Origin of the sequence: Neisseria sp. Marseille-Q2251, from assembly GCF_940793045.1 — a bacterium.
Classification (GTDB): domain Bacteria; phylum Pseudomonadota; class Gammaproteobacteria; order Burkholderiales; family Neisseriaceae; genus Neisseria.
In genome coordinates, this window is the sequence record NZ_CALNWV010000057.1 from 1 (window position 1) to 11,839 (window position 11,839).

Sequence of the window (11,839 nt, forward strand, 5' to 3'; positions counted from 1 at the left end):
GCGGTTTGGCTGATGTTTTTGCATTGTTCGTAATAGTTTAAAGCTTTGTTTCTTAAGTCCGCAGAGTATGCCATGGTTAGACCTTAAAAGTTGAGTATTGTACTATTTTATTTTTAATTGACTATATAAATCGGTATAACAAGAAGGCAAGTGCAAAAGCGGACAGATAGTCATGGATGGGTTTAAAATCAACAATCGGCTGTTTGCGCGGATAGTAAAATTACCATTGTCTATTAAAAACCTCTCTATTTCGGTTAACCATTCATTTTGTTCCAAGAATATTGGATTGCGTGGGTAATAGGCAGCTATCCAAAAATCAAGATGGCAACTTCCTGAAAACATTTAAAGATATGGCTTTCATCATATCGCTCCCGCTTTTCCGACAAATCATACATCTATCGACAAATCGCTTTTCCAATAATGAATTACGACATCACCTTTTTTACTTTGTTTTTACTCGGCTTTTTCGGCGGTACGCATTGTGTCGGAATGTGTGGCGGGTTGAGTAGTGCGTTTGCGTTGCAGCTTCCGCCTCATCTTAATCGGCTGGGGCTGATTGTCCTATTGAATTTGGGACGTATCAGCAGCTATGTATTGATTGGTTTGATTGTCGGGCTGGTCGGGCAAATCGGTATTTCTTTGGATGATACGCGCTGGCTGCAAAACGGCCTGTATGTTGCAGCGAATGTGTTGCTGTTGCTGTTGGGGCTGTATCTGGCGGGTCTTTCTACGGCGGCTACGCAGATTGAGCGCATAGGCAGACCGATATGGAAACGTTTGAATCCGATTCTGAACCGACTGCTGCCGATTAAATCCGTTCCGGCTTGTTTCGGTGTAGGCATGTTGTGGGGCTGGTTGCCTTGCGGCTTGGTGTACAGTGCCTCATTGTATGCTTTAGGCAGTGGCAGTGCGGTGCAGGGCGGGCTGTATATGTTGGCTTTCGCACTGGGGACGTTGCCGAATTTGTTGGCGATGGGGATTTTTGCAGCGCAATTGAAAACACTTTTACAACGCAGAGCCATCCGTTTGTGCGCCGGATTGTTGGTCGCTGGATGGGCGGTTTTTCGTTTGGCTGTCATGCTTTGAACCTGGCACTGAAACGCCTTTTAAAAGGGTAGGGCTCTTATATCAAAGGTCGTCTGAAAATCAGTTTTCAGACGACCTTTTTGAATGACGCTCAATGGCGGCGCGTTTTGATAACGGCTTCGGTTTAAGCTGCCGGCAGCCATCCGCGTATGTGTTTTTCCATTGCGTCGGCACTCAAGCCCAAATCGTCCAAAAGTTTTTTCGGATCGCCGTGTTCGGTCACGGTGTCGGCTACGCCCAAAAGTAAAACGGGTTTGCAGATGCCGTGTTTCGCCAACACTTCCAGCACTGCGCTGCCTGCGCCGCCTTGTTCGGCGTTTTCTTCGGCGGTAATGATGTAGTCGTGGCTTTGGGCGAGGCGGACGATGAGTTCCTCATCTATCGGTTTGACAAAGCGCATATCGGCGACGGTGGCGTTCAGTTTTTCGGCAACCGCCAATGCGGGGGCGACCATGCTGCCGAAGGCAATGAATGCGGTTTTCTCACCTTGGCGGCGGATGACGCCTTTGCCGATGGCTACGGTTTCAAGGTCGTCTGAAACGGGAGCGCCTGTTCCCGTACCGCGCGGATAACGGACGGCGGCAGGGGCGTCTGCCTGATAGCAGGTCGAAAGCAGCAGGCGGCATTCGTTTTCATCGCTCGGTGCGGCAATAATCATGTTCGGCACGCAGCGCAAGAAGCTCAAATCGTACAAACCGGCATGGGTAGGACCGTCCGCGCCGACGATGCCCGCACGGTCGACGGCAAACAAAACGGGCAGGTTTTGCAGGGCGATGTCGTGCACCAGTTGGTCGTAGCCGCGTTGGAGGAAGGTGGAATAAATGGCGACGACGGGCTTCATGCCTTCGCAAGCCAAACCGCCGGCAAAGGTAACGGCGTGCTGCTCGGCGATGCCGACGTCGAAATAACGGTCGGGAAATTGTTGTTCGAATTCGACCAGTCCGCTGCCCTCGCGCATAGCGGGGGTAATCGCCGCCAATCGGGAATCTGCCGCCGCCTGGTCGCACAGCCATTTGCCGAACACTTGCGTATAGGTCGGTTTGGCGGCAGGTTTGTTTTCTTTTTCAGACGACGTTGCGGTTTTGAGGTCGTCTGAAACGTCTTTGGGCAGGTTGGCGACGGCGTGGTATTTAACGGGGTCGTTTTCGGCGAGTTTGTAGCCGTTGCCCTTTTTGGTGATGACGTGCAGCAGTTGCGGGCCTTTGCGTCCGCGCAAATCTTTCAATACGTCAACCAGATGCTCGACGTTGTGGCCGTCCACGGGACCGGTGTAGCGGAAACCGAAGTTTTCAAACAAAGACAGCGATTGCTTGGCGTGTTCGGCTTCGCCCGCCAGCGTTTTGATTTTGTGTTCGACTTTTTGGGCAAGCTCCATCGCGCCGGGCAGCTTGTCCAAAACCTTGCTCGATTGCGCCTTGATTGTGCTCAACACGCCGCGCATATCGCGCACGACGTTGCTGGCGAGGTATTTCGGCAGCGCACCGACGTTGGGGGAAATCGACATTTCGTTGTCGTTGAGGATGACCAGCAGGTTCACGTCCATATCGCCTGCGCAGTTCAAGGCTTCAAACGCCTGCCCCGCCGTCATCGCGCCGTCGCCGATAATGGCGACGCTGCGGCGGTCGTTGCCCAAGAGCTTGTCTGCCGCCGCCATGCCCAACGCCGCGCCGATGGAGGTAGAGGAATGACCCACGCCGAAAGCGTCGTATTCGGATTCGCTGCGCTTGGGGAAACCCGCTAAGCCGCCATAACGGCGCATGGTGTGCATCTGGTCTTTGCGACCGGTGAGGATTTTGTGCGGATAACTTTGATGGCCGACGTCCCAAACTAACTTGTCTTCAGGCGTGTGATAAACATAGTGCAGAGCCACGGTAAGCTCGACCGCGCCTAAATTGCTGGCGAAATGACCGCCGGTTTTGCCTATCGAATCCAGCAGAAACTCCCGCAGCTCGGCGGCGACTTGGGGCAACTGTTTTTTATCCAGACGGCGCAAATCTTGCGGGCTGCCGACGGTATCGAGTAGCGGAGTGTGGCTCATGGTGTGTCTTTGCAGGCTTATTTGTGTATAGCGGGCAATTATAGCAAGAGTTTAGAAAGACGTGGGTTTCCTGCCGGAGGTCGGGTATCGCCGTTAAGCGGTTGCTTGCCGATGGAAGCGGCGTTTGGGGATGCATGTAAAGGTCGTCTGAACATGAAATTACACGCCCCGTATGCTACAATCAACAGATAATTCCATCGGTACCAACATCATGAAACCCCATAAAAAAGGCAATATTTTCATCATCTCCGCCGCTTCCGGTACGGGCAAGACTACGCTGGTTTCCCGTCTTTTGAAAAACAACGGCGATTTGCGCGTCTCCGTATCGCACACCACCCGCCAGCCGCGCGAAGGCGAGCAGCATGGCGTGCATTATCATTTTGTTCCCAAAGAAGAATTTGAATCCTTAATTGAACAAAAAGCCTTCCTCGAACACGCAAACGTTTTCGGTAATTATTACGGAACCAGCATCGCGGGGGTCAATTCCCTTAGCGAAGAGGGTTACGATGTGATTTTGGAAATCGACGTGCAAGGTGCGGCGCAAGTGCGCAAATCCCTGCCCGAAGCCAGCAGCATCTTCATCCTGCCGCCTTCGTTCGAAGTCCTTGCCGAACGCCTTAACGGGCGCGGCACCGACAGCGAGGAAGTTATCCAAACCCGCCTCTCCAAAGCGCGTCACGAAATCGAACAATCCGTCCTATTTGACTATATCGTCGTCAACGATGATTTAGACAGGGCGGAAGCCGATTTGCTTCACATCATCAAAGCAGGTCGTCTGAAAAAATCTTCCCAGCAAGGATTTATCTCAAACCTGTTGGAAAATTCCTGAAAAACAGCGAAAATACGCATTTACATTCCATCACAAATTAATAGAAAGAAAGCAAACAAATGGCCCGTATCACCACTGAAGACTGCACAGGCAAAATCCCCAATCATTTCGACCTGACCCTCGTCGCCGCCCGCCGCGCACGCCAGCTTGAAAACGGCAACGCCCCTATGGTTGACGACATCCGCAACAACAAACCGACCGTTACCGCCCTGCGCGAAATCGCCGCCGGTCAAATCGGTACCGAACTGCTGACCCGCAACAAATAATACCGGCAGGCAAAATCTGCTCAACCGCCGCGCGGATTGTATCGGCGCGACACATCCGACCGATACAGTCTGACGGCTCAAAACAAAACACACACCGAAGGCCGTCTGAAATGCCCGCCCCCCAGCCCACTGCCCCCTACGACGCGCTGACTGCCGAAGCCCGCGAACTCTTGTTCCGCACCGCCTCCTATCTCAGCCCATCCGAACAGGCCGAGCTTGAAAAAGCCGTCGCCTACGCCTTTCACGCCCATGACGGACAAACCCGTAAAAGCGGCGAACCCTACATTACCCACCCCCTTGCCGTCGCCACGCAGCTTGCGTTGTGGCACATGGACATACAAGGCTTGTGCGCGGGCGTGATGCACGACGTACTCGAAGACACGGGCGTATCCAAAATCGAAATGGCGGCAGAGTTCGGCGAAACCATCTCCGAGATGGTGGACGGGCTTTCCAAACTCGAAAAACTCAAATTTGAAGATCACGCCGAGCATCAGGCGGAAAGCTTCCGCAAGCTTATTCTCGCCATGACCAAAGACGTACGCGTGATCGTCGTCAAACTCGCCGACCGCCTGCACAATATGCGCACGCTCGGCTCCATGCGCCCTGACAAACGCCGCCGCATTGCCAAAGAAACCCTCGAAATCTACGCCCAAATCGCCAACCGCCTAGGTTTGAACAACGCCTACCAAGAGCTTCAGGATTTATCGTTTCAAAACCTCCACCCGAGCCGCTACGAAACTCTCAAAAAAGCGATGGACAACAGCCGCAAAAACCGCCGCGACGTCGTCGGCAAAGTTTTGCGCGCCTTCAGTCAGCGTTTGGTCGGCGCGAACATCGAAGCCAAAATCAAAGGCAGGGAAAAAAACCTGTACAGCATCCATCAAAAAATGTTGGCGAAAAAATTGCGCTTTGCCGAAGTCATGGACATTTACGGATTCCGCGTCATCGTCAACAGCATTCCCGCGTGTTACGCCGCACTGGGCGCGCTGCACAATCTCTATCAGCCCAAACCCGGCCGCTTCAAAGACTATATCGCCATCCCGAAAAGCAACGGCTACCAAAGCCTGCACACGACCTTAGTTGGTCCTTACGGCTTGCCCATTGAAGTCCAAATCCGCACGCGCGAAATGGATGCCGTAGCCGAAGGCGGCATCGCAGGACACTGGATATACAAATCCGGCGAAAATACCGTCGATCAAGCTGTCCTCCATACCAACCAATGGCTTAAAAACATCCTCGATTTGCAAGCCAGCAGCGCGAACGCCATCGAATTCCTCGAACACGTCAAAGTCGACCTGTTCCCCAACGAAGTCTACATCCTGACACCCAAAGGCAAAATCCTCACCCTCCCTAAAGGATCGACGCCCATAGACTTCGCCTACGCCGTTCACACCGACATCGGCCACAAAACCGTTGCCGCGCGCATCAACAACACCATGATGCCCCTGCGCACCAAACTCAAAACCGGCGACTCCGTTGAAATCATCACATCCGAACACGCCAAGCCCAATCCGGCATGGCTGAATTTCACCGTTTCCAGCCGCGCGCGCAGCGCCATCCGCCAATACGTCAAAAACCTCAACCGCCACGACGCCATCGTCCTCGGCGAAAACCTACTGCAAAAAGCCCTGTCCAGCCTGTTGCCCAAAGATGTATTGCTTTCAGACGACCTCAAAGAAAAATACCTTGCCGACCTCAACGACAAACAAACCTCGTTTGAAGAAGTCCTCTACAACGTCGGCATGGGGCATACCCTGCCCGTGTATGTCGCCATGCACATCGCCGAACTGGCAGGGCAGCACTTCGGCAGCGAAGTCAAACTCAGCCCCATCAAAGTCAACGACCAAGAAACCGGCCGCATCCATTTTGCCGAATGTTGCCATCCCGTCCCGGGCGATTCCGTCCGCGCCCTTTTGGTCAAAGAAAAAGGCATGATTATCCACCGCGATACCTGTCCGACCCTGCTCAAATCCGACCCCGAACAGCAGCTTGATGCGAACTGGGAAGGCATAGGCAGCCATACCTACCGCACCGGACTCAGCATCCAGTCCGAAGACTCCCACGGCCTGCTCGCCCTTATGGCGCAAGCCATTTCCAACTCCGGCGCAGACATCGAATCCGTCGAAACCCCCAACAAAGCGCTGGCAGGTACGGAAGGGTTTGTCGAATTCAAGTTCATCATCAAAGTGAAGGACTTGGCGCAAATCAACCAAATCATTCACAACCTGCACGCCATTCCCCAAGTGCGCAAAGTGGTCCGAAGCTAGGGAAGAAGGGCGGCAAAGCAGATACCGTTTTGCCGCCTGGTAGGGTTTAAGTTTTCTTAAAATCAAAAACAAAATCGGCAGGATGCGCGAAATACCACAAAGGTCGTCTGAAAACCGATATTCAAGGTTTTCAGACGACCTTCAAACTTGACAGAAACTACCTAATCAAAGATAATCCCGAAATTAATTTGCAGCCGCATCGACGGCATATCCGGCGCCAAGCCGACTTGTTAGGAGGTGATGTTTACATCACGGCGCGTATCCCGCCGGTCGTAAGACACCCGAGATACAAACAACCACTTTTTTACAAACCGCCCCTTTTATTCTTATCCCTTTCGGCGGTTTGAAACCAGAATTTAATTTAAAGGAAATAAAATGCCTGCAATCCGCGTTAAAGAGAACGAACCCTTCGAAGTAGCCATGCGCCGTTTCAAACGTGCCGTAGAAAAAACCGGTCTGTTGACTGAGCTGCGCGCCCGTGAAGCTTACGAAAAACCAACTACCGAGCGCAAACGCAAAAAAGCCGCAGCCGTAAAACGCCTGCAAAAACGCCTGCGCAGCCAACAACTGCCTCCTAAAATGTACTAAACATCAATTGCAGGTCTGCCCTGTGATGCCGAAACACACCGCAAGGCTTAACCTGCGGTGTGTTTTGTTTTTCAGACGACCTTTAGGAGCTGTCGACATTCAATAGTTTCCGTGTCTTTTTATCCCCCAAGCGGTATCTTCTGCGTTGGAAATCCTCACAAGGTGTCCAACCTTGTTGCGGTTTCCGCCTTGAATCTTCCGCTTTGTGAACAAAAATCCACTTGGAAAATTAAATGTCGACAGCCCCTAGGATAATAGGTCGTCTGAAAAATAGAGAATCCCTAAGGCAGTATGTGCAATACCATCTTCCATTTTTCCTGAAAGTCATCCCATGAGCCTGAAAGCACAATTAACCGAAGACATGAAAACCGCGATGCGTGCCAAAGATCAAACTACGTTAAGCACCATCCGCCTCATCAATGCCGCCATCAAACAATTTGAAGTGGACGAGCGCACCGAAGCCGATGACGGCAAAGTGATTGCCATCATCACCAAAATGGTCAAACAGCGCAAAGACAGCGCCAACATCTACGCCGAAGCAGGCCGTCAGGATTTGGCGGACAAAGAAAATGCCGAAATCGAAATCCTGCATCGCTACCTGCCGCAAATGATGTCTGCCGAAGAAATCCGCACTGCTGTGGAAACCGTAATTGCCATGACCGGGGCTTCCGGAATGGCTGATATGGGCAAAGCCATGGGCGTGTTGAAAACCCAGCTTGCGGGCAAAGCCGATATGGGCGAAGTCAATAAAATCCTCAAAGCTGCGCTGACTTCATAATTGAATACCGACCGCTTTGGACGGATTCAAGAACGACAAAAAGGTCGTCTGAAAATGGGATTCCCGTTTTCAGACGACCTTTTTTAAGCTTAGGCTTACCGTTTACCGATATTGTGAAATATCTTGCCCATATCGTTTAAGAAACGGGGTTCGCGCTGGATCAGGTAAACAATCAAGGGGATATTGCCGATGGCGACGATCAGGTAAAGCAGGGAAATGCTGTCGAACAGCATCAAGAGTACCGCGCTTAAAATGGCAGCCGATACCATGAACACGCCATTGATGATGTTGTTGGCGGCGACGGCGTGGGCGCGGAAGGATTCGCTGCTGGCGGTTTGCAGCCAAGTGTAGAGCGGGACGGAGAAGAAGCCGCCGAAGAAGCCGATCAGCGTCATGACGAGCATGACGGGATACGCCATGCCTTGCGACAGGAACCAGGTGATGCCGTTGAGTTCGGTAAAGCGTTGCCCTTGGGTCAGCCATACCAAAATCAAGCCGAATACAGTCAAACCCGTCGTGCCGACGGTTACCAAGCCTAAGAGCAAGCGTTCGTGGCTGAGTTTGGCGCACAACACCGAGCCGGCGGCGATGCCGATGGAGAATAGGGTAAGCATGAGGTTGAAGACGCTGTCGTTGCCACCCAAATGGATTTGCGTGAAGGTCGGCAGTTGGGTGGTGTAAACCGAGCCGATAAACCAAAACCATGAAATGCCGATGATGGATGTGAAGACGGAATCATATTGTGCGGTTTCGCGCAGGAGCGCGTGCGTGCCTTTGACGATGTTCCATTCGATTTTCGTGTTGGGGGCTTTGGCGGGGACGTTAGGCATGAAGAAGCTGGTCAACGTGCCGCCGATGGCGACGAGCAAGACTAAGATACCGACGACGGAGGGCGGCAAGCCTGCGACAGATGTGCCTAAAATCTGACCGAACAAAATGGCGATGAATGTTCCCGATTCGATCAGGCTGTTGCCCATAATCAGCTCTTTGTCGTTGAGGTAATCGGGCAGGATGGCGTATTTCAGCGGGCCGAACAGCGTCGATTGCGCACCCATGCAAAACAGGCAGATCAAGAGCAGCGGGGCGGACTGGATATAGAAGCTGAACGCCGCCACCGCCATGATGACGATTTCCAATACTTTGATCCATCGCGCCAAGACGGCTTTGTCGAATTTGGTGCTCAATTGTCCCGACAGCGCAGAAAATAGGAAATACGGCAGGATAAACAGCAATGCGCCCAAGTTCAGCATTTGGCTGGCGGGCAGGAAGTCGTTTTTGCCCAAACCGTAGAAGCTGATCATCACAAACAGCGCGGTTTTGAACATATTGTCGTTGAACGCGCCCAGAAACTGCGTGCCGAATAATGGGGCGAAACGGCGGCTGGTCGGGAAATTCAGGTTGTCTTTTTTGAGGCTCATTTTTCGGATTTTTGTTCTTCTTTTTCTATTTCGTTTTCAAGCAGCTTGTCGGTGGAATCGTCGTCCATCAGGATGCGGTGTGCCGGTCCTTCGAGATCGTCAAACTGTCCGTTTTTGCCCGACCACCAGAAAAAATAGCCGATGGCAAATGCCAAAATGATGCTGATGGGCACCAAAATAAACATACTTTCCATCACATCGCTCCGGTCAAATCGGTTAAGACGAAAGTCTGTCCCGATACGGTCAGATATTCGTTGCGCAGCGAGCCGACAAGGGCGTCGTCGAAAAACAGCTCGATATGGTCTTTCACGACGCGCCAATATTGCGGAATCTCCGTTTGCTCGAAAGGAGCCAAAGCCTCCGCCGCCACGCCTTCTTCACTTTGCAGCTTGACGGCAAAACGCCCGCTCTGCGGCTGCGTTTCGGATTCGTCATCCGGCAGCATGATGAAAAAGCCCACATGGGCGCCTTGTTGCGTATGGATACTGAAGTAGTGCATATCAAAGAATCTTAAAAGGCTGCCGCTGTTTTCAGACGACATAGTGAACACAAAAACTGTCTAAATGTAACAGTTTGACACGCCCCTGCAAAGGGCTTTACGCCCCCGCGTTCGACGGGTCGTCTGAAAACAAACCGTTTCCCTTTAAACATCAATATCTTCCTTTATCGTCTCCAGACTGTTCCAAGTCAAACATTAAGCCAAGCAGCCGCCCCCGTTTTTTGCTAGAATAGCGCGGTTTACATTCATCAACCGATTTCAGACGACCCCGCCGAATCAGCGGCGGCAGAAGCCACAAGGAAAGCAACATTCATAAAGTTGCCGCCATTCCGAATGTAACGATAATTTTTTCTTTCATAGATTTTACGCCACCAAATCAATACGGCACGTCGCGCAGACGCTCGGCGCCGCCCTCAACGCATCCACTATGCCTGCGGGAGATGTTTGGCGGGATATCGACGACAAAGAACAGATTGCCGATACTGCCTACACAGGTCGTCTGAAACCTTCAGGAGCCACAACAAATGACCCAAAAACTCATCTTAGTTTTGAACTGCGGCAGCTCATCCCTCAAAGGCGCCGTACTGGATAACGACAGCGGCGAAGTCCTGCTCAGCTGCCTTGCCGAAAAACTCAACCTGCCCGACGCTTACATCACGTTCAAAGTAAACGGCGAAAAACACAAAGTCGACCTGTCTGCCAAGCCCGACCACACCGGCGCAGTTGAAGCCCTGATGGAAGAACTCAAAGCCCACGGCCTCGACAGTCGCATCGGCGCCATCGGCCACCGCGTTGTCAGCGGCGGCGAACTGTACAGCGAATCCATCCTCGTTGACGACGAAGTTATCGCCGGCATCGAAAAATGTATTCCGCTCGCTCCGCTGCACAACCCCGCGCACCTCTTGGGTCTGCGTGCCGCACAAAGCATTTTCAAAGGTCTGCCCAACGTTGTCGTTTTCGACACCGCCTTCCACCAAACCATGCCGGAACATGCCTACACCTACGCTATTCCGCATGAACTGTATGAAAAATACGGCTTGCGTCGCTATGGCGCACACGGCACCAGCTACCGCTACGTTTCTGATGAAACCGCCCGTTTCCTCGGCAAAGACAAAAAAGACCTGCGCATGGTGATTGCCCACTTGGGTAACGGCGCATCTATTACCGCCGTCGCCAACGGCGAATCACGCGATACCAGCATGGGTCTGACCCCGCTGGAAGGCCTCGTGATGGGTACGCGCAGCGGCGACATCGATCCCGCAGTCTTCGGCTTCCTCGCTGAAAACGCCAACATGACCATCACCCAAATCACCGACATGTTGAACAAAAAATCCGGCCTGCTCGGCTTGTCCGGCCTGTCCAACGACTGCCGTACCATCGAAGAAGAATCCGGCAAAGGCCATCCTGGCGCGAAACTCGCCCTGGACGTCTTCATCTACCGCCTCGCCAAATACATCGGCAGCATGGCTGTGGCAGCCGGCGGTCTGGACGTACTCGTTTTCACCGGCGGTATCGGCGAAAACTCCGACATCATCCGCGAACGCGTACTCGGCTACTTGGGCTTCCTCGGTCTGAAAGCCGACCACGAAGCCAACCTGAAAGCCCGCTTCGGTAACGCAGGCGTGATTACGACTGCCGACAGCGCAGCCGTCGCCGTTGTTATCCCGACCAACGAAGAATTGATGATTGCACACGACACCGCCCGTCTGAGCGGCCTGTAATACAGCGCATCATCCGATAAAAAACCTGCCGAAAACGGCAGGTTTTTTGTTGGCGCGGCAAAAAGCAAGATGTGTCTGCATGACCCGCTTCGGGATTTCCTCTCTGTCGTCAAACAAAAGAAGAGGGCGCAGGTTTTTCTGCTTTATGTCCCGAACGATATTTACCCCGATTTCTTCCCTCTCAGCAAGAGCCGCGATAAGTTGCTTTTCGGTAAAAAGGTCGGCGGATTCGCATTTGAAGTGCAACTTTCCATAACAGAAAAAGGCCAGTATGCGGTAGCATACGGCCTTTCCTGCAAGAAAGATTGCCATGAGCTACACACAACTGACCCAAGACGAACGATACCAC

Annotated in this window: 12 protein-coding genes; 8 read left to right on the forward strand and 4 right to left on the reverse strand. The window is 52.5% G+C overall.

Annotated elements, in window-relative coordinates; genetic code table 11:
• The first annotated feature begins 420 nt into the window (after window positions 1–420).
• Window positions 421–1,086, forward strand: coding sequence for a sulfite exporter TauE/SafE family protein (locus AAG834_RS12770; protein ID WP_342032352.1), 666 nt, complete (start codon window positions 421–423; stop codon window positions 1,084–1,086).
• A 124-nt stretch (window positions 1,087–1,210) separates the two neighbouring features.
• Here the strand turns inward: AAG834_RS12770 and dxs are convergent, their stop codons facing one another.
• Complete coding sequence (gene dxs, locus AAG834_RS12775; protein ID WP_342032353.1) at window positions 1,211–3,124, reverse strand: 1-deoxy-D-xylulose-5-phosphate synthase; 1,914 nt, start codon at window positions 3,122–3,124, stop codon at window positions 1,211–1,213.
• A 211-nt stretch (window positions 3,125–3,335) separates the two neighbouring features.
• On the opposite strand from dxs, the gene gmk reads away from it, so the two are divergent.
• From gmk to AAG834_RS12800, 5 genes are all read left to right on the forward strand, one after another.
• Window positions 3,336–3,953 (forward strand): guanylate kinase, encoded by a 618-nt coding sequence (gene gmk / locus AAG834_RS12780; protein ID WP_039862844.1) that lies wholly within the window; start codon window positions 3,336–3,338, stop codon window positions 3,951–3,953.
• 59 nt (window positions 3,954–4,012) lie between these two features.
• Complete coding sequence (gene rpoZ / locus AAG834_RS12785; RefSeq protein ID WP_003740638.1) at window positions 4,013–4,219, forward strand: DNA-directed RNA polymerase subunit omega; 207 nt, start codon at window positions 4,013–4,015, stop codon at window positions 4,217–4,219.
• 110 nt (window positions 4,220–4,329) lie between these two features.
• Entirely contained in the window at window positions 4,330–6,486 is a 2,157-nt protein-coding gene (locus tag AAG834_RS12790) for a RelA/SpoT family protein (protein ID WP_342032354.1), read from the forward strand.
• Window positions 6,487–6,861: 375 nt separating this feature from the next.
• On the forward strand, window positions 6,862–7,074 hold the full coding sequence (rpsU, locus tag AAG834_RS12795) for a 30S ribosomal protein S21 (RefSeq protein WP_002214819.1): 213 nt from the start codon (window positions 6,862–6,864) through the stop codon (window positions 7,072–7,074).
• Between the two features lie 331 nt (window positions 7,075–7,405).
• Window positions 7,406–7,852, forward strand: coding sequence for a GatB/YqeY domain-containing protein (locus AAG834_RS12800; RefSeq protein ID WP_060974948.1), 447 nt, complete (start codon window positions 7,406–7,408; stop codon window positions 7,850–7,852).
• Between the two features lie 95 nt (window positions 7,853–7,947).
• Here the strand turns inward: AAG834_RS12800 and AAG834_RS12805 are convergent, their stop codons facing one another.
• The 3 genes from AAG834_RS12805 to AAG834_RS12815 are packed head-to-tail and all read right to left on the reverse strand — an operon-like array spanning window position 7,948 to window position 9,769.
• Window positions 7,948–9,270 carry an MFS transporter gene (locus AAG834_RS12805; protein WP_342032355.1) on the reverse strand — a complete coding sequence of 441 codons (1,323 nt, stop codon included), beginning with the start codon at window positions 9,268–9,270 and terminating at the stop codon, window positions 7,948–7,950.
• The gene (ccoS, locus tag AAG834_RS12810; protein ID WP_016686280.1) at window positions 9,267–9,464 is read right to left on the reverse strand and encodes a cbb3-type cytochrome oxidase assembly protein CcoS; all 198 of its coding nucleotides are present in this window, start codon (window positions 9,462–9,464) and stop codon (window positions 9,267–9,269) included. Before ccoS ends, AAG834_RS12805 begins: the two co-directional genes overlap by 4 nt.
• The gene (locus AAG834_RS12815; RefSeq protein WP_070512824.1) at window positions 9,464–9,769 is read right to left on the reverse strand and encodes an HLGFF motif protein; all 306 of its coding nucleotides are present in this window, start codon (window positions 9,767–9,769) and stop codon (window positions 9,464–9,466) included. The genes ccoS and AAG834_RS12815 overlap by 1 nt, the downstream gene beginning before the upstream one ends.
• A gap of 524 nt (window positions 9,770–10,293) precedes the next feature.
• Here AAG834_RS12815 and AAG834_RS12820 point away from each other — a divergent pair.
• Both AAG834_RS12820 and AAG834_RS12825 read left to right on the forward strand, forming a co-directional pair.
• Window positions 10,294–11,490, forward strand: a complete 1,197-nt coding sequence (locus AAG834_RS12820) for an acetate kinase (protein ID WP_003764546.1) — start codon at window positions 10,294–10,296, stop codon at window positions 11,488–11,490.
• Between the two features lie 69 nt (window positions 11,491–11,559).
• Window positions 11,560–11,839: hypothetical protein (locus tag AAG834_RS12825; protein ID WP_342032356.1), on the forward strand; the 280-nt coding region annotated here is incomplete at its 3' end.